Source organism: Streptomyces sp. NPDC056061, from assembly GCF_042266885.1.
GTDB lineage: Bacteria > Actinomycetota > Actinomycetes > Streptomycetales > Streptomycetaceae > Streptomyces.
Genome location: NZ_JBHJWQ010000002.1, coordinates 338,579 through 355,575, shown reverse-complemented (window position 1 = coordinate 355,575; position 16,997 = coordinate 338,579). Strand labels below are relative to the sequence as shown.

The 16,997-nt window shown below is 71.2% G+C and carries 13 protein-coding genes and 2 tRNA genes; 10 read left to right on the top strand and 5 right to left on the bottom strand.

Annotated features, from left to right (window positions below):
- Positions 1-76: 76 nt before the first annotated feature.
- Entirely contained in the window at positions 77-670 is a 594-nt protein-coding gene (locus tag ACFC79_RS05620) for a biotin transporter BioY (protein ID WP_376235575.1), read from the top strand.
- Positions 671-921: 251 nt separating this feature from the next.
- Here ACFC79_RS05620 and ACFC79_RS05615 read toward each other — a convergent pair whose 3' ends face one another.
- The gene (locus tag ACFC79_RS05615) at positions 922-2,397 is read right to left on the bottom strand and encodes an amino acid permease (RefSeq protein ID WP_376235573.1); all 1,476 of its coding nucleotides are present in this window, start codon (positions 2,395-2,397) and stop codon (positions 922-924) included.
- A 256-nt stretch (positions 2,398-2,653) separates the two neighbouring features.
- Between ACFC79_RS05615 and ACFC79_RS05610 the strand changes: the two genes are divergently transcribed.
- A complete protein-coding gene (locus ACFC79_RS05610) occupies positions 2,654-3,142 on the top strand; it encodes a ribose-5-phosphate isomerase (RefSeq protein ID WP_376235571.1) in 489 nt (162 codons plus the stop codon).
- Positions 3,143-3,234: 92 nt separating this feature from the next.
- Positions 3,235-4,044 (top strand): Fpg/Nei family DNA glycosylase, encoded by an 810-nt coding sequence (locus ACFC79_RS05605; RefSeq protein WP_376235569.1) that lies wholly within the window; start codon positions 3,235-3,237, stop codon positions 4,042-4,044.
- A 184-nt stretch (positions 4,045-4,228) separates the two neighbouring features.
- Here the strand turns inward: ACFC79_RS05605 and ACFC79_RS05600 are convergent, their stop codons facing one another.
- Complete coding sequence (locus tag ACFC79_RS05600) at positions 4,229-5,461, bottom strand: GNAT family N-acetyltransferase (RefSeq protein WP_376235566.1); 1,233 nt, start codon at positions 5,459-5,461, stop codon at positions 4,229-4,231.
- Between the two features lie 104 nt (positions 5,462-5,565).
- On the opposite strand from ACFC79_RS05600, the gene ACFC79_RS05595 reads away from it, so the two are divergent.
- The gene (locus tag ACFC79_RS05595; protein WP_376235564.1) at positions 5,566-6,711 is read left to right on the top strand and encodes a PP2C family protein-serine/threonine phosphatase; all 1,146 of its coding nucleotides are present in this window, start codon (positions 5,566-5,568) and stop codon (positions 6,709-6,711) included.
- Between the two features lie 238 nt (positions 6,712-6,949).
- Here ACFC79_RS05595 and ACFC79_RS05590 read toward each other — a convergent pair whose 3' ends face one another.
- The gene (locus ACFC79_RS05590; RefSeq protein WP_376235562.1) at positions 6,950-8,146 is read right to left on the bottom strand and encodes a cation:proton antiporter; all 1,197 of its coding nucleotides are present in this window, start codon (positions 8,144-8,146) and stop codon (positions 6,950-6,952) included.
- A gap of 398 nt (positions 8,147-8,544) precedes the next feature.
- Between ACFC79_RS05590 and ACFC79_RS05585 the strand changes: the two genes are divergently transcribed.
- The 3 genes from ACFC79_RS05585 to ACFC79_RS05575 all read left to right on the top strand — a co-directional run bounded on the left by ACFC79_RS05585 (position 8,545) and on the right by ACFC79_RS05575 (position 12,469).
- Positions 8,545-9,408, top strand: a complete 864-nt coding sequence (locus ACFC79_RS05585) for an ABC transporter ATP-binding protein (RefSeq protein ID WP_376235560.1) — start codon at positions 8,545-8,547, stop codon at positions 9,406-9,408.
- Positions 9,408-11,888, top strand: a complete 2,481-nt coding sequence (locus ACFC79_RS05580) for an FtsX-like permease family protein (RefSeq protein WP_376235557.1) — start codon at positions 9,408-9,410, stop codon at positions 11,886-11,888. Before ACFC79_RS05585 ends, ACFC79_RS05580 begins: the two co-directional genes overlap by 1 nt.
- A 74-nt stretch (positions 11,889-11,962) precedes the next feature.
- On the top strand, positions 11,963-12,469 hold the full coding sequence (locus ACFC79_RS05575; RefSeq protein ID WP_376235554.1) for an HD domain-containing protein: 507 nt from the start codon (positions 11,963-11,965) through the stop codon (positions 12,467-12,469).
- A gap of 171 nt (positions 12,470-12,640) precedes the next feature.
- Here ACFC79_RS05575 and ACFC79_RS05570 read toward each other — a convergent pair whose 3' ends face one another.
- Positions 12,641-13,795, bottom strand: coding sequence for an acyltransferase family protein (locus ACFC79_RS05570; protein WP_376235551.1), 1,155 nt, complete (start codon positions 13,793-13,795; stop codon positions 12,641-12,643).
- 520 nt (positions 13,796-14,315) lie between these two features.
- On the opposite strand from ACFC79_RS05570, the gene ACFC79_RS05565 reads away from it, so the two are divergent.
- The gene (locus tag ACFC79_RS05565; protein WP_376235548.1) at positions 14,316-14,510 is read left to right on the top strand and encodes a hypothetical protein; all 195 of its coding nucleotides are present in this window, start codon (positions 14,316-14,318) and stop codon (positions 14,508-14,510) included.
- Positions 14,511-14,698: 188 nt separating this feature from the next.
- Here the strand turns inward: ACFC79_RS05565 and ACFC79_RS05560 are convergent.
- A tRNA-Gly gene (locus tag ACFC79_RS05560) sits at positions 14,699-14,772 on the bottom strand.
- A 177-nt stretch (positions 14,773-14,949) separates the two neighbouring features.
- On the opposite strand from ACFC79_RS05560, the gene ACFC79_RS05555 reads away from it, so the two are divergent.
- Both ACFC79_RS05555 and tig read left to right on the top strand, forming a co-directional pair.
- Positions 14,950-15,026: transfer RNA gene (locus ACFC79_RS05555), tRNA-Pro, on the top strand.
- 262 nt (positions 15,027-15,288) lie between these two features.
- Positions 15,289-16,713, top strand: coding sequence for a trigger factor (gene tig / locus ACFC79_RS05550; RefSeq protein WP_376235546.1), 1,425 nt, complete (start codon positions 15,289-15,291; stop codon positions 16,711-16,713).
- Positions 16,714-16,997 lie beyond the last annotated feature (284 nt).

Sequence of the window (16,997 nt, the reverse complement as noted above, 5' to 3'; positions counted from 1 at the left end):
GATCGACCGTTAACCCGTGGGCTAACGTCAGGTCCAGTCTGTCCCCACCTGCCCTCACTCACCCTGCGGAGTCCCGATGAGCACTGCTGCCGCCCCTGCCCGCACCGGAGCGGTCCTCGCCGACCTGCTGCCCGCCGCCCGCCACCGCTACGCCGTCGACACGGCCCTGGTCCTCGGGGGCGCCGCGCTCACCGGCATCGCCGCCCAGATCGCCGTCCCGGTCCCCGGCTCCCCGGTCCCCGTCACCGGCCAGACCTTCGCCGCGCTCCTCGTCGGCACCGCGCTGGGCGCCCGCCGCGGCTTCCTCTCCCTCGCCGTGTACGCGCTCGCCGGCATGGCGGGCATGCCGTGGTTCGCCGAGGCCAGGTCCGGGATGGGCTTCCCGTCGTTCGGCTACGTCCTGGGCATGCTGCTCGCCGCGGTCGTCGTCGGAGCCCTCGCCCGGCGCGGCGGCGACCGCTCCGTGCTGCGCACCGCGGGCACGATGGTGCTGGGCTCCGCGATCATCTACGCGGTCGGCGTCCCGTACCTGGCGCTGTCCACCGGCATGTCGATGAGCGCCGCGGTCGCGGCCGGTCTGGTGCCGTTCCTGGTCGGTGACGCGCTGAAGGCGGCCCTCGCGATGGGCGCGCTGCCGACGGCCTGGAAGCTGGCCGGACGCCGGGGCTGACGTCCGCGCCCCCGCCACTCGTCGAAGCGGCTCGCCGGTCCCGTCGCAGGGGACCGGCGAGCCGCTTGTGCGTTCCGCTCCCGGCTCAGAGCCTGTCGGGTGGCCATCGATCGGAAAGCGGACGCGGCATGGTGCGTGCGATTCCAAGGCGCCGGGAGGGCCCAGTAGCGGAGCTACTCGGTCATGTCGGCAACGCCGGAAGCGTGCGTGCCAGGACGTGGCCGCCCGGTCAGAGGTCACCCGACAGGCTCTCAGGCGCGCGGCTCCCGCGCGGCGCCCTCGGACGCGGTCCTGCGCCGCCGCGCCTCGCGCACCAGCGAGACCGTCACCACCAGCGCCGCGACGAGCAGGGAGAGCAGCACCTGCTCGCGTCCGCCGTCGTCGGTCAGCATGTAGACGAGGACGAACGAGATCATCGCGATGGTCGCCCAGGTCAGATACGGGAAGAGCCACATCCGCACGACCAGCTTCTCCGGCGACTCGCGCAGGATCATGCCGCGCATCCGCAGCTGCGTGAAGCAGATGACCAGCCAGACGAACAGGGCGACCGCACCCGAGGAGTTCAGCAGGAACTGGAAGACGGTGTCGGGCCACTGGTAGTTGAAGAACACGGCGACGAAGCCGAAGACGACGGACGAGAGGATCGCCGCCTGCGGCACCCCCCGCTTGTTCACCCGCGCGAAGGCCCTGGGCGCGTCCCCGCGGCCACCGAGCGAGAACGCCATCCGCGAGGCGGTGTAGAGACCGGAGTTCAGGCAGGACAGCACGGCGGTCAGAACGATGACGTTCATCACCTGGCCGGCGTGCGGAATGCCGATGGAGTTGAGGGCGGCGACGTAGCTGCCGTCCTTCACGATCGACTCGTCGTTCCACGGCAGCAGGGTGAGCACGACGAAGATCGAGCCCAGGTAGAAGACGGCGATCCGCCAGATCACGCTGTTGGTGGCCTTCTGGACGGCGCGCTGCGGGTTCTCGGACTCACCGGCCGCCAGCGTGACGATCTCACTGCCCATGAAGGAGAAGACGACCATCAGCACACCGGTGAGGATGGCGCCGGGCCCCTGGGGGAAGAACCCGCCGGTGTCGGTGAGGTGGGCGAAACCGGAGCCGGGGTTGTCCGAGCCCGGCAGCACCCCGAAGACGGCGAGCAGCCCGATGGCGACGAAGGCGCCGATCGCCACCACCTTGATCCCGGCGAACCAGAACTCGAACTCGCCGTACGAGCCGACCGAGACCAGGTTCGTCGCGGTCAGTACGACCATCACGATCAGCGCCCACGCCCACTGCGGGACGCCCGGCACCCAGCCCTCCAGGATCTTGGCACCCGCCGTCGCCTCGACGGCGAGCACCACGACCCAGAAGAACCAGTACAGCCAGCCGATCGAGAAACCGGCCCAGCGGCCCAGCGCCTGGTCGGCGTAGGCGGAGAAGGAGCCGGAGCTGGGGCGGGCCGCGGCCATCTCGCCGAGCATCCGCATCACGAAGACGACCATCAGGCCGACCAGGGCGTAGGACAGCAGGATGGCCGGTCCCGCGGCGGCGATACCGGCGCCGGAGCCCACGAAGAGGCCCGCGCCGATCACCCCGCCGATGGCGATCATCGAGAGATGACGGTTCTTGAGCCCTGCCTGGAGTCCGTCGGATGAGCCCGTTGTGTCCGGCTCGTTCGGCCGGTCCGGCTTCTCGGGCTGGTGGCCCGGCTCGGCCAGAGTCGTCTGCGACGTCATGGATCGAATCCTTACGTTCTCGGATCACGCGGTGCGTGACTCGCCGCCGGAGTGGGGTGCGGCAGCGAGTGATGCATTGAAGCCCGCCGGACCGCAAAAGCGGAACCCCTTCTTCCGCATTTGTCCGAGTGGCGTCGACCACACGGCACCCGTACAGGAAGCCCGCACGCGGCTCCCGCCGCCCGTCGGGCGGGCCGGCCGGAGGGTCCAGACCCCGATGACGGCTACCCGGCGACGCTCGTGCCACACTCGGAACATGCGCGTGTACCTCGGCTCGGACCATGCCGGCTATGAACTCAAGAACCACCTCGTCGAGTGGCTGAAGGCCCATGGCCACGAGCCCGTCGACTGTGGTCCCCACATCTACGACGCCCAGGACGACTACCCGCCGTTCTGCCTGCGTGCCGCCGAGCGGACGGCCGCCGATCCGGACAGCCTCGGCATCGTGATCGGCGGCTCCGGCAACGGCGAGCAGATCGCCGCCAACAAGGTCAAGGGCGTGCGTGCCGCGCTCGCCTGGAGCGAGCAGACCGCCGCTCTGGGCCGCGAGCACAACAACGCCAACGTGGTCGCCATCGGCGGCCGGATGCACTCGGTGGAGGAGTCCACCAAGTTCGTCGAGGTCTTCCTCGCCACCCCGTACTCCGGCGAGGAGCGCCACACCCGCCGCATCGAGATGCTGACCGCGTACGAGACGACCGGCGAGCTCCCGCCGATCCCGGACCACCACCCGCAGCAGGGCTGACACACGCCCACCCCTGTGCCGCCGGTGCCCCCGGCGGCACAGGCATTTACGCACGTCACCACGTCCGCACGCCATCGAGGAGAGCCGCCGGAGTGCCCGAGGGACATACGATCCACCGCCTCGCGGCGGACCACCGGGACAGGTTCGCCGGGCGGCCGGTGCGGGTCAGCAGCCCGCAGGGCAAGTTCTCCGACGGCGCCGCACTGCTCGACGGCCGGACGCTCACCGGCGTCGACGCCCACGGCAAGCACCTCTTCCTCGGCTTCGGGGACACCGGCTGGGTCCACATCCACCTGGGCCTCTTCGGCAAGCTCGGCTTCGGCCCGGCCCCGGCCCCGCCGCCCACCGACACGGTCCGGCTGCGCCTGGTGAACGACGACCACCACGCGGACCTGCGCGGCCCCACCACCTGTGCGCTGATCACCGAGCCCGAGAAGGACGCGATACACGACCGCCTCGGCCCGGACCCGCTGCGCACCGACGAGGACGGCGAGCGCGCCTGGCGGCGGATCTCCCGCAGCCGTATCACCGTCGCGGCCCTGCTGATGGACCAGAAGGTCATCGCGGGGGTCGGCAACGTGTACCGCGCGGAGGTCCTGTTCCGGCACGGCATCGACCCGTACCGCCGGGGCAAGGACCTCCGACGCGCGGAGTGGGACGCGATCTGGGCCGATCTGGTGGTGCTGATGCGCGAGGGCGTGCGCAACAACCGGATCGACACGGTCCGGCCCGAGCACATGCCCGAGGCGATGGGCCGCCCGCCGCGCGTCGACGACCACGGCGGCGAGGTGTACGTCTACCGTCGGGCCCGGCAGGCCTGCCACATCTGCGGCGGCGAGATCCGCACCGCCGATCTCGCCGCCCGCAACCTCTTCTGGTGCCCGGACTGCCAGCGGGTCTGAACGCCGCTCCGACGGTCCGGGGCCGCCACCGGTCCCGGGGCCGCCACCGGTCCCGGGGACGCGGTCGGTCCCGGGGGCGCGGTCGGTCCCGGGGGCGCGGTCGGGCATCAGCCCCCAGGGGCTCTCTCCGGGACGGCCGGTGTGTCAGCCCCCCAGGGTTTCTCTCCGGGACGCGGTCGGGGTGTCAGAACCCCTGCGGCAGCCAGGGCGCGACGTCCGAGGCGAACGCCCGCGACGCCTCCGCCAGCGCGCCGGGCCGCAGTTCCCGCACCCTGCCGGCCCCCGCCAGCGCGGTGAGCGACTCGCCGCCCAGGTAGGCCGAGCCCAGCTCCCGCACCGTGAGCGCGAGATCGGCGGCGTCCTCGGTCCGCCGACAGGTCGCGGCCCCCTTCGCGTCACCGGTGAGCCGCCAACGCCCCGCGTTCCAGGGGCAGAACGCGTCCTCCACCTCGAACACCACGTCCACCGGGGCCTGGTACGTCCGCGCCTCCAGCGCCGCGCCCAGTTCCACCAGCCGCACGTGGAGCGAGTCCCGGATCCGGATGCCGCACCGCCGCACGTCCGACACCAGGTGCAGCACCGCGTCGTCGACCGGCCGGTTGCGCGCCTCGACGGTCGACGTCAGGTCGATGTCGAACACGAACCGCCACAGCGCCGCGTACGCCGCCGGATCCAGCGCCGCCAGGTCGCCGATCCGCACCGTGCCCTTGGGGCCGGAGAGGTCCCACTCGGGCTTGATGCGATACGTCACATAGCCGACGACCTCGCCGTCCACCTCCGCCAGTACGCACTGCTGGGCCGAGCCGCCCTCCCGCGCGCTCACCGGGTCGACCATCGACTTCCGCTCCCAGCCGGGCCCATGGGCCGGTGTGCCGGGCCGACCGGCGACCAGCCGGTCGTACACGCTCTCGCACGCGGCCGTCGCCTCGTCCGGCTTCGCGTGGCGCAGCCGCACCGCGTCGGTGCCGTCCGGCACCGTCAGCCGCACCCGGTCCGTGTCGATCACCAGCGACATCTGGCGGGTGGCCGCGCCGTACCCGAATCGGCCGTAGATCACCGGCTCGGACGCCGTCAGCACGGCGAGCGGCTCGCCGAGCGCCCGGACGTCGTCGAGCTGGCGGCGCATCATCGAGGTCAGCAGCCCGCGCCTGCGGTGCGTGGCGGCGACGCTCACCATCGTCACCCCGGCGGCGGGCACCAGCGTCCCCCCGGGTACGGCGACCCGGAAGCTGAACGCCCCCGACGTGGCGACGACGTCGGAGCCGTCCCAGATGCCGAGCGACCGCTCATGCTCGGTCAGCTGTTCATCGAGCTCGCGCTGCTCCGGTGGCTCCGCCACCCCGCCGAACGCGAGTTCCAGACACTCGAACCATTGGTTCCACTCGGACGGTCGCAGTACACGGAGCTCGGTAGTCATGACCCATGCCTACCAGGGGTGCAGCACCTGGTCGACCCGATTTCGAACGCATTGTCACGGGGTCCCCCTCCACCTGGCGGCCTCGGGTGGATAGGGTCCCCGCAATGGCCCGTCGCGCAGGAGCAGACACGTACCCGGCCCGATTGAGGAAATCGGTGCACCGGGCGCGCGTCGCGCTGCGCAAATCCGGGGTCGACTACTTCCGTGGCGACGGGGCCGACTGGATCGCGCTGGCCGGACTGCTGCTCACCGTTCCGGCCATCACCTGCGCCACCCTGCTGGAGCCGCTGTGGTTCTCCCCGGCGGCGCTCGGTCTGCCCATCGTGGCGGGCGGTCTGCTGCTGCGTCCGGCGAGCCTGCTCGGCCTGTACTCGGCCGCCGCCGCGGCCCTGATCGTGGAGTCGCTGGGGCTCGGCCCGTACCAGGACGGCCCCGGCACGGTGACGCCCGGCATCGTCCTGGTGGTCGCCGCCTGCGGCCTCTTCGGGCTGGTCCTCGCACAGTTCCGGGCCAGGGTCGGCGTGCCGTGGCGGCGCGGCAGCACCATGCTCTTCGACCTGCGCGAACGCATCCGGGTGCAGAGCGCCCTGCCCCGGCTGCCGCAGGGCTGGCACTGCGAGATGGCACTGCGCCCGGCGGGCGGTCAGTCCTTCTCCGGGGACTTCGTCGTCGCCGCCTGCACCAACGGCGGCCGGACCATGGAAACCGTGCTCACCGATGTCTCCGGCAAGGGCATGGACGCGGGATCGCGTGCCCTGCTGCTGTCCGGCGCCTTCGGCGGCCTCCTCGGCTCGCTGCCGCCGCACGGCTTCCTCCCGGCGGCGAACGGCTATCTGCTGCGGCAGGACTGGGACGAGGGCTTCGCCACCTCGATCCATCTGGTCCTCGACCTCGAATCGGGCGACTACGAACTCTTCTCCGCCGGACACCCGCCGGCCCTGCAACTCCACTCCGGCAGCGGCCGGTGGGAGGAGAAGGCCGCGGAGGGGCCGCTGCTCGGGGTGTACGACGGGGCGCAGTTCGACGCCGTGAAGGGCTCGCTGGGCCCCGGCGACGTGCTGATGCTGTTCACCGACGGCCTGGTGGAGGCGTCCGACCGCGACATCGAGGAGGGCATCGACCGGCTGACCGGCGAGGCCGACCGCTATGTCGCCACCGGCTTCGAGGGCGCGGCCTGGCATTTGATCGAGGCGTGCGCCAAGGACGTCAACGACGACCGGGCGTTGCTGCTGCTGTCGCGCAGCGCCTGACCCCGTCGGCGCGCACCGCCCGTACCGTACGCGCTTGCCCGTACCGCCCGTACCGTACGCGCTTGCCCGTACCGCCCGTGCCGTACCCGCGTCCGTCGCGGCGGACAGGGCTCTCGGGGACATACCGGGGAAGCGCGGGGGAACGGCATGCGGGGAGGCGACCGCACCGTCGGCGCGGGAACCTCCCCGAGGCGGACCAGGGCCCGGCATCCCCCGGGCGACCGGGCGTCACGTGGTCTCAGGCCGGGACCGAGACCTGTTTCGTCCCGTCGTCGCTGCCACTGCCCTCACTCCGGCCCCGTCCGCCCGGCAGGAAGCGGGCCAGCCAGTGCGACCGCCCGGCGGCCAGCGGCGACAGGACCGCGAGGACGAGTACGTATCCGGCGATGAACGGCGGGAGCCGCTCGTCGAGTCCGGCGCCCGCGGCCATGGTGGCGAGGATCAGCGCGAACTCGCCGCGGGCCGTCAGGGTGGTGGAGATGTTCGCCGCGGCCTGCGCGCCGAATCCGTAGACCCGTGCCGAGACCATGCCGGAGAGCACGTTCATGGCCACGGTCAGCACCACGGCGGCCAGCACCGGCCACATCACGCCCGGCAGGTCACCGGGGTTGATGGAGAGTCCGAAGGCGAAGAAGAAGATCGCCCCGAAGGCGTCGCGCAGCGGGTGGACCAGGGTGAGGATGCGTTTGCCCGACGTCGTGCTGCCGAGCATCAGTCCCACCATGAAGGCGCCGATCGCGTCCGCGACCCCGAACCACTCGGAGACCCCGGCCACGAAGACGGCGGCCCCGAGGAAGGAGATGACGAGCAGTTCGTCGTCCTGGGTGTGGATGACCTTGCTGATGAGCTTCGTGCCGAACCGGGCGGTGAGCGCCAGCAGCAGCAGGAAGGCGAACGCCTTGCCCCCGTCGAGCACCGCGGCGCCCAGGCTGTCCGAGTGGGACAGGACCGGCTGCAGCCCGGCGAGGTAGAGGGCCAGGAAGATGTCGTCGACCACGATGATGCCCAGGATGGTCTTCGTCTCCGGGCTGGCCAGGCGCTTCGTGTCGACGAGGATCTTGGTCACGATGGCCGACGAGGAGATGCCGATGACCCCGGCCATGACCAGGGCCTCCGAGGTGCCCCAGCCCAGTGCGAAGCCGAAGCCGAGCCCGGCCCCGACGTTCAGTGCCAGGTAGACGGAGCCCGCGACGACCATCTTGCGGCCGCCGGTCTTGAGGTCGTCGAGATGGAATTCGAGGCCGAGGTAGAAGAGCAGCAGCACCAGGCCGAGCGCCGAGAGCATCTCCAGCTCGTGCGGGTCGGCGACGAGCACGATGCCCGGGGTGTGCGGGCCGAGCAGGATTCCGGCCAGGATGAACAGGGGGATCGTCGGCAGTCCGATGCGGCTGCCGACGCGGGCGAGAACGGCGGCGGCGAGAAAGGCGCCGCCCATGGCGATGAGCGTGTCTGCGTGTCCGATGAGCCTGATCCTTTGTTGGGTCAAGAGCGCGTCAAGAAATCGTCAGTAATTAGTTTACCGAACGATTGACGTTGCAACTATGGTGCCCGTTCCCGTGGCCGCTCCTGGGCCTCCGGGAGTGACCGGACGCTGCCACGTGCCCCGCGCCCTCGTGCCCCCTGCGGCTCCGCCGCGCCGTCTCGCGAGCCGGCCGTCGTTCCCGGTCCGAGCGGCTCGGCCCCCGGCTCCTCATGGGGTTTTCCCCACCCCCGATCCGCCAGCAGTCGCCATGGTCCGCGCCCACCCGCAATCCGTACGTTCGAATCACCGGCGCAGGACCGGACGACGAACGGGCCGGAAGACCGGTCGGCGAACAACGGAAGGCGGACATCATGGGGCTGCGACGCACCAAGCAGGGCGCGCAGGGGCAGTACGCGGCGGACGTCCACCGGCGGCCCGGTCACCCGGACCACGCGGTCGAACTGCGCGGCGTCAGTCGGCAGTACGGCCGCGGCGGCTCCGCCGTGCACGCGCTGCGCGGCATCGACCTCGCCCTCCCGCGCGCCGGCTTCACCGCGGTCATGGGCCCCTCCGGCTCCGGGAAGTCGACCTTCCTGCAGTGCGCGGCCGGCCTCGACCGCCCCACCGCAGGCTCCGTCCGCCTCGGCGGCACCGAGATCACCGGGATGAACGAGAACCGGCTCACCGAACTGCGCCGCACCCGCCTCGGCTTCGTCTTCCAGGCGTTCAACCTGCTCCCGTCGCTCACCGTCGAGCAGAACGTCCTGCTGCCGATGCGCCTGGCCGGACAGCGCACCGGCACCGCCCGCAGCCGCCGCGCCGCCGCCGAGATGCTCACCGCGGTCGGCCTCGGCGACAAGGGCGGCCGACGCCCCGGCCAGCTCTCCGGCGGCCAGCAGCAGCGCGTCGCCGTCGCCCGCGCCCTGATCACCCGCCCCGACGTGATCTTCGCCGACGAGCCGACCGGCGCACTCGACACCACCACCGCCGCCGAGATCCTCGGACTGCTCCGGCACGCGGTGGACAGCCTCGGCGCCACCGTCGTCATGGTCACCCACGACCCGGCCGCCGCGGCCTGGGCCGACCAGGTCCTCTTCCTCGCCGACGGGGCGATCGCGGACCGCCTGCCGCGCTCCGACGTCGCGCAGATCGCCGCCCGGCTCACCGCGCTGACCACCTCGGTCCCCGCGCACACCACCGCGGGCACCCCCGCTCACGCAGGAGCAGCAGCCTGATGTTCACCCCGCGCGTCCCCAACGGCCTCGCCCGCGCGGCCGTTCGCTTCAAACCCGCGTCGTTCGCCGGGACCTTCGTCGCCCTCCTGCTGGCCGCGGCCATCGTCTCCGCCTGCGGCATCCTGCTGGAGACCGGTCTGCGCGCCTCCGTCCCCGCGGAGCGCTATGCGAAGGCCCCTGTCGTGGTCGCCGCCGACCAGAAGGTCCACCTGATCATCGGCCACGGCGAGAGCGAGTCCGATGTGGGTGCGCTCGTGCCCGACACCGCACGCCTCCCCGAATCACTGGTCGGCAAAGCCGCCTCGGCACCCGGCGCCGCCACCGCGATCGGAGACGTCGCCTATTCCGTACGCCACGACGGCACCCCCCTCACCGCCCACGGCTGGGCCTCCACCGCCCTGACCGGCACCCGGCTGCTCACCGGCGAAGCCCCCCGCACCGGCGAGGTCGTTCTCCCCACCGGGACCGGGGGCCGGGTCGGCGACACCATCGCCCTCGACACCCCCGCGGGCGCGAAGACGTTCCGGATCGCGGGCACCACCGGCACCGACGCGACCGTCTGGTTCGCCGACCGCGAGGCCGTGAAGCTCTCCGGCCACCCCGGCCGGGTCGACGCCATCGCCGTGCTCGCCGCACCGGGCACCGCCACGGGCACCCTCGCCGACCAGGTCCGCGAGAGCATCGGCCACACGGCCGGGGCCCGGGTCCACACCGGCGACGGCCGCGGCGGAGTCGAGGACCCGAACCTCGCGGGCGCCGAGGAACTCCTCATAGGACTCGGCGGCTCCTTCGGCGGCGTCGCCACCATGGTCGCCGTCTTCACCGCCGCCGGCACGGTCGCCCTCTCCGTCGGCCAGCGCAGCCGCGAGTTCGCCATGCTGCGCGCCATCGGCGCCACCCCCGGCCAGCTGCGCCGCACCATCGCCACCGAATCCCTGCTCATCGCCCCGCTCGCCGGACTGATCGGCTGCCTGCCCGGAACCGCCCTGGCCCACTGGTGGTTCGGACAGCTCCGGGACAAGGGCGCCATCCCCGAAGCCGTCGAGCTGCACGTGTCCGTGCTGCCGCTGGCCGTCGCCACCGCCACCACCATGCTCACCGCGCTCGGCGCCGGGTACTTCGCCGCCCGCCGCCCCGCGAGGATCAAGCCCGGACTCGCCCTCGCCCAGTCCGCCGTGGAACAGCCGCCGTACGGCTGGATCCGCACCCCGCTCGGCATCGTCGCGCTCATCGGCGGCATCGCCCTGGCCGGTGTCGCGGGCGCCAGTGGTGGCGAGGACGCGGCGAACGCCGCACTCGGCGTCGTCATGCTCTTCATGCTCGCCGTCGGTCTGCTCGGGCCGCTGATCGCCCGGATCTGCGCCGCGGCCATCGGACTCCCGCTGCGTGCCGCGGGCGCCGCCGGCTCGCTGGCCGCCGCCAACTCCCGTACGAACTCCCGGCGACTCGCCTCCGCGATCACCCCGATCGTGCTCGCCATGGCCTTCGCCTCCACGCTCGTGTTCATGCAGACCAGCCAGGAACGGGTGACCGCCCACCAGCAGCGCGACGCCATCACCGCCGACCACGTCGTCACCGCCCCCGCGGGACTCGCCTCCGACGCCACCGACCGGGCCGCCGCCGTCCCCGGCGTCTCCACCGCCGTCGGCCTGCTCCGCACCTCCGTCCTGGTGCCCGTCGGCTCGGGCGAAACACGCATGCTGCAGAGCGCCCCCGCCCAGGGCCTCATCGGCACCGGCGACGCCCTGAGCAAGGTCCAGGACCTCGACGTCCGGTCCGGCTCGCTCGGCAGTCTGCGCCCCGGCACCGTGGCCATCGACACCACCCTCGCCGACTCCGCGGACCGCAGGACCGGCGACCGCCTCACGGTGCACCTCCCGGACGGCACCGAGGCATCGCCGAAGATCGTCGCCGTCTACGGCCGCGGCCAGGGCACCAGCCTCGTCACCCTTCCCGCCGCCGACCTCGAGGGCCGCGTCAGCACGCCGTACGCCTCCGAGCTGCTGGTGCGGGGCACCCCCGACGCCGCACGGAAACTTGCCGCGCTCGGCACCGTCACCGACGCCTCCGGCTACGCCGCCGCGCAGGACAAGGACCGCGAGTTCGGCGCCTGGGCCAACACCGTCATGGCCGCGGTCCTCGGCGGATTCGCCGCCGTCGCCGCCGTCAACACCCTGGTGATGACCGTCCTCGACCGTCGGCGCGAGCTGATCATGCTCCGTCTCGTCGGCTCCACCCGACGCCAGGTCCTGGGCATGATCCGCTGGGAGGCGCTGCTCGTCACCGTCGCCGGGGTCGGGCTCGGCACGGCCATCGCGCTGGCCACGCTGAACCCGATGATGAGGGGACTGACCGGCGAATCCCCCTACATCCCGCCGCTGCTGTACGGGACCTTCGTCGCCGCGACGGTCGTGCTCGGGCTCGCCGCCGCGCTGATCCCGGCCCGGGCGGCCCTGCGCGGGGCGGCCGCCCGCCCGTAGCACGGACCGACCGCGGGAGCGGACCGACCGCCCGACCGCGGAATGGGTCGGGCGGTCGCCCGTACAGTCGGGGCATGACCACGCCACGCAGCAACCTCGACCTGGCCGAAATCGAGGCCATCGCCCGCACGGCCCACGCCGGTCGACGGGACAAGGCGGGACGCCCGTACACCGAACACCTCGCCGCCGTCGCCGAGGGCGTCCGGACCAGAGGAGGCAGCGACGACCAGATCGCCGCCGCCTGGCTGCACGATGCCGTCGAGGACGCGGCGCTGACGGAGGAATGGCTGGTCGGCGCCGCGTTGCCGCAACAGGTCAAGGACATGGTCCTCGCCGTCACCAAGCGTGCGGGCGAGGACCTTCCCGCCTACACCCGCCGCATCCTCGACACCCCGGGCGCCCTGCTCGTCAAGGAGTCCGACCTGGCGCACAACGCCGACCCGGCACGTCTCGCCGTGCTGGAACCGGCGACGCGTACCCGGCTGGCCGAGAAGTATGCGCATGTGCGGAGTCTTCTCGGTCTCACCCCTGGTGAATCGCCCGTCGAGCGATCGATTCAAGCCAACACGGCGAAAGACTGACCGGACACCGATCCGCACGGCACCCACTCCGGTCCCCGCGGGCCGAGCCGCACGGGACCCACGCCGGTCCCCACGGGCCGGTCGGCACGGGCCCGACGCCCGTCCCGCACGGGGCCCGCCCGCCGATCCGCGTACGGACCGGCAGGCGGCCCCACGGCGTTCCGGGCGGGCTCAGCGACGGGTGGTGTCCCGCCGGAACGCCCAGTTCATCTCCGGCTCGGTCACCGGGCGCAGCGCCCGTCGTACCGGCGGCGTGCACATCAGCGTCACCGCGGCGGCCGCGACGAGGGAGACGACGACCAGACCGACGGGCGCCGACAGCCATGGTTCGGCGTCGAACACCCCGGCATATCCGGCGCCCTTGACCAGGAATCCGTGCAGCAGATAGCCGCAGATCGTTCCGGCGCCGAGGACGGTGAACCAGGTGCGGCGGCGCGGAACCAGGGACAGGAAGGCGATGCTGAGCAGCAGCGCGCAGCCGAACAGCAGCAGCGTCATCACCGCGCCGGACCACCACGGGGCGCCCATCTCCTGCGCGCTGTTGCTGCGGTAGAGCCAGCCCAACTGCATCCGCGGCGCCAGCCAGTAGGCGGCCGCCAGGGCGGAGGCGAAGACCGCGGGGGCGGCCATGCGCACCTCGCGTCGGCGTACCAGCTCGAAGTGTTCGGGCTTCAGCCGGAGGCCCAGCACGAAGAACGGCAGGAACTGCAGCACTCGTTGGAGATCGAGATCGTCACCGATCGTCGGCGAGAAAGAGGCGAGCACGGCGACGACCAACGCCACCGGAAGCGGATGCCGAAGCGACTGCCACAACGGAGTGGTGATCCGCCAGATGAACAGCGCGATCAGGAACCAGGTCAGATACCAGGGGTCGGTCAGGCTGATCGGCTGACCGGGCGAGTCGTCCGCGTACCGCTTGAACAGCGAATACGCGGTCTCGAACACCACATAGGGCACGGCGACTCCGGTGACCAGGCGTTTCACCTTGGCGGCCGACATGTCGAACGAGCGCGAGAAATAGCCGGAGACGATGATGAACGCGGGCATGTGAAAGGTGTACGCGACCATGTACAACGCGCGGGTGGTCCGGCTTCCCTCCATCACCGGTTCCCATGCGTGCGCCATCGCCACCAGAACGATGGCGAGATATTTGGCGTTGTCGAAGTAGGCGTCCCGTTTCCTTGCCGGGACGGCCGTCGGAGGCTTGTTCCCAGCCGTTGCGGGTGGTGCCTCGGCGGTGGGCAGCGGCCCTCGGTGTCTGGGCTCCGACTCCCGGGTCGCCGACGGGAGCGGGGCCCTCTGAAATACGTTCGGAGCGTGGAACATCTAAAGCACCATAGACGCATCGATCGAAATTCGTAAAACCGCCTCCGGTTATTGAATGTTCGCGTCCAATCAGACCCGAAACCGTGAACAGCTGACCGTTATGCCCGGATTAATCACCTTGAATGGGGCATAACGGAGGGTGTTGCAGGGGTGCCGATTTCGCTGCGTGCACGTCTGGGGATTGCATGTGAATAACGTGTGCGGATGTGGAAACTCTCATGGCGATAGGTTGTTGTGACTTATTGATTCACAGGTCGCTCACAGAAAGATTCGCCGTCCGCGGTCGGGGGTGCGGAGCGGCGGCGGGCCGATCACGCCCGTCGTCCGACCGGGTGCCCCGGGCGCACGTGGGGTCGCACGGAGTCGCGCGGGGCGCGCAAGGATGGCGTGATCCCGTCACGTCGATTCGTCACGCGGCAGCGGTCACCGGGCAGTTGGTGGCACGATGGACCGAACGGAGGGGTGCTCGGCCGCATGCCTCCGGGCCGGCAAGGCGAACCGACCGAGGGTGTGATCAGTTGTGGCCATTTCGCTGTCCGTGGTGCTGATGTTGGCGATCGTCCTGGTGGTCATGATCCGAGGCGGCTCCATAAAGGCCGGGCCCGCGATCGTCGCGGCGCTCTTCGGCTTCTTCCTGGCATCGACGGGGATGGCGCCGACGATCCAGAAGTTCATGGACTCCATAGCGCATACCATCAACCAGATCAGCTTCTGACCCGCCCGGCGCCCGTGCAGGGCGCGCAGCCCGCCGCGGCGGTGCGACCGGTTCGCCCGGCCGCGTCGTGCGCGACGGCGGTGTTTGCGGCGTGGTCCGCGAAGGGCGCGGGAAGCGAACGGCACACAACGTGAACGGAACGCAAAGGGCCCGGTTCGACGAGCAGTTCGCCGAACCGGGCCCAGGCATGGAGCGGGCGACGGGAATCGAACCCGCGTAGCTAGTTTGGAAGACTAGGGCTCTACCATTGAGCTACGCCCGCAAGCACCGCACCGCAGGTCCGGTGACCGGCGGCACGAGAAGCATCGTAGCGGGTCGCGGGGGCCGCCCGCACACCCGATCCGCGATCGCCCGGTCGCGTTTCGTGCCACTCGCCGTGCCGCTCGTACGAAGCGGCCGATGCACCGGCCGACTGCATGTACCCTACGTGTCGCACCGACGGGGTGTGGCGCAGCTTGGTAGCGCGTCCGCTTTGGGAGCGGAAGGTCGTCGGTTCGAATCCGGCCACCCCGACCAACGGCAGGACCACGGACCCAACCGGCAGGAATCGGCAGGAATGCGGACCCGTCCGACAGGGACGGGAACCCGCTCCGGCGGCATCGGCGGACCGTTCCGGCGGGATCACGACCACCGGCGGGAGCGCATTGTGGGAGTCCGTCTCCTTGCCGTTACTATGCAAAATGCGTGCCCGTGTGTCTGATGTACCGGGCTCGGTCCGCGAAGCCGCCCCGTGCGGCGGAGCAGAACCCCAAGAAGTCAGCCACAAGGAGACCGAACCGTGAAGAGCGCCGTGGAGACCCTGAACCCGACCCGGGTTCGGCTCACTGTCGAGGTGCCCTTCGAGGAGCTCAAGGACAGCCTCGACGCGGCGTACAAGAAGATCAACCAGCAGGTCACGGTGAAGGGCTTCCGCAAGGGCAAGATCCCCGCGCGGGTCATCGACCAGCGGTTCGGCCGCGGTGCTGTGCTGGAGGAGGCCGTCAACGACGCGCTCCCGAAGTTCTACACCGAGGCTGTCAACGAGGGTGAGCTCAACGTCCTCGGCCAGCCCGAGGTCGACATCACCGAGCTGAAGGACGGCGAGCTGCTGGCCTTCACCGCCGAGGTTGACGTACGCCCCGAGATCGAGATTCCGGACTACTCCGGCATCGAGGTCACCGTCGACGCCCTTGAGGTCAGCGACGAGGACGTCGAGAAGGCCGTGGAGCAGCTGCGCGAGCGCTTCGCGTCCACCAACCCGGTCGAGCGCGCCGCCGCCGAGGGCGACGTCGTGACGATCGACCTGCAGGCCAAGGTCGACGGCGAGGTCCTGGAGGACGGCGTGGCCGAGGGTGTCTCGTACACCATCGGTTCCGGCGAGCTGCTCGACGGCATCGACGCCGCCGTGACCGGCCTGGAGGCGGGTGGCGAGGCCACCTTCACCTCCGAGCTGAAGGGCGGCTCGGCCGCCGGCAAGGAGGCCGAGGTCACCGTCAAGGTGAGCGCCGTCGCCGCCCGTGAGCTCCCCGAGCTGGACGACGAGTTCGCCCAGATGGCGAGCGAGTTCGACACCCTCGACGAGCTGAAGGCGGACAGCCGCAAGCGCCTTGCGGACAGCAAGCAGTACGAGCAGGCCACCCAGGCCCAGGAGCGCGTCCTGGAGGAGCTGCTGAAGCTCGCCGAGGTCCCGATCCCGGAGAAGCTGCTCGCGGACGAGGTCCAGACCCGCAAGCACAACCTGGAGCACCACCAGCTCGGCCAGATGGGCCTGACCCTCGACAAGTACCTGGAGATCCAGGGCAAGACCGCCGAGGAGTTCGAGACCGAGACCTCCGAGCAGGCGGTCAAGGGCATCAAGACCCAGTTCCTCCTCGACGAGATCGTCAACAAGGAGAAGCTGAACGTCAACCAGGAGGAGCTCACCGAGCACCTCATGCGCCGTGCCGCCTCCTCCGGCATGAGCCCCGACCAGTTCGCCCAGGCCGTCGTCGAGGGCGGCCAGGTGCCGATGCTCGTCGGCGAGGTCGCCCGCGGCAAGGCGCTGGCCGTGGTCGTCGAGGCCGCCAAGGTCGTCGACACCAACGGTGAGGTCGTCGACCTGGAGGACGACGAGGAGGCCATCGAGACGGTCGAGGCCGCCGACGGTTCCGCCGAGGCCGTGGTCGAGGCCGCGACCGAGGCTGCCGACAAGGCCGAGGCCGCCGCGGAGAAGAACGAGGCCTGAGCCTCGCACGATCCGTACGACGGGCTCCGGACGCACAGCGTCCGGAGCCCGTCCGCTTCGCCCCGTGGTCCGGACCCGTCCGCCGGTGGCGTACGGTGGCCCACAACCCTTGTGCGGACTGCGGACCTTGCGCTCCCAGCGAACAGTTGGGGAAGCGGGATGGCGTTGTCCCACCTGCGCGTTAGGGTCCATGAATAGGAAGGGCAGGGGAGTCCCCGCCCACCCGGTACGAAGACGCTGAGACGGCCGGAGCCGTCAGAGACGAGCAGGTGGATACGTGACGA

Coding starts and splice junctions, on each gene's coding strand:
- ACFC79_RS05620 (WP_376235575.1), top strand. CDS start 77: ATGAGCACTGCTGCCGCCCCTGCCCGCACCGGAGCGGTCCTCGCCGAC.
- ACFC79_RS05615 (WP_376235573.1), bottom strand. CDS start 2,397: ATGACGTCGCAGACGACTCTGGCCGAGCCGGGCCACCAGCCCGAGAAG.
- ACFC79_RS05610 (WP_376235571.1), top strand. CDS start 2,654: ATGCGCGTGTACCTCGGCTCGGACCATGCCGGCTATGAACTCAAGAAC.
- ACFC79_RS05600 (WP_376235566.1), bottom strand. CDS start 5,461: ATGACTACCGAGCTCCGTGTACTGCGACCGTCCGAGTGGAACCAATGG.
- ACFC79_RS05595 (WP_376235564.1), top strand. CDS start 5,566: ATGGCCCGTCGCGCAGGAGCAGACACGTACCCGGCCCGATTGAGGAAA.
- ACFC79_RS05590 (WP_376235562.1), bottom strand. CDS start 8,146: ATGGGCGGCGCCTTTCTCGCCGCCGCCGTTCTCGCCCGCGTCGGCAGC.
- ACFC79_RS05585 (WP_376235560.1), top strand. CDS start 8,545: ATGGGGCTGCGACGCACCAAGCAGGGCGCGCAGGGGCAGTACGCGGCG.
- ACFC79_RS05580 (WP_376235557.1), top strand. CDS start 9,408: ATGTTCACCCCGCGCGTCCCCAACGGCCTCGCCCGCGCGGCCGTTCGC.
- ACFC79_RS05575 (WP_376235554.1), top strand. CDS start 11,963: ATGACCACGCCACGCAGCAACCTCGACCTGGCCGAAATCGAGGCCATC.
- ACFC79_RS05570 (WP_376235551.1), bottom strand. CDS start 13,795: ATGTTCCACGCTCCGAACGTATTTCAGAGGGCCCCGCTCCCGTCGGCG.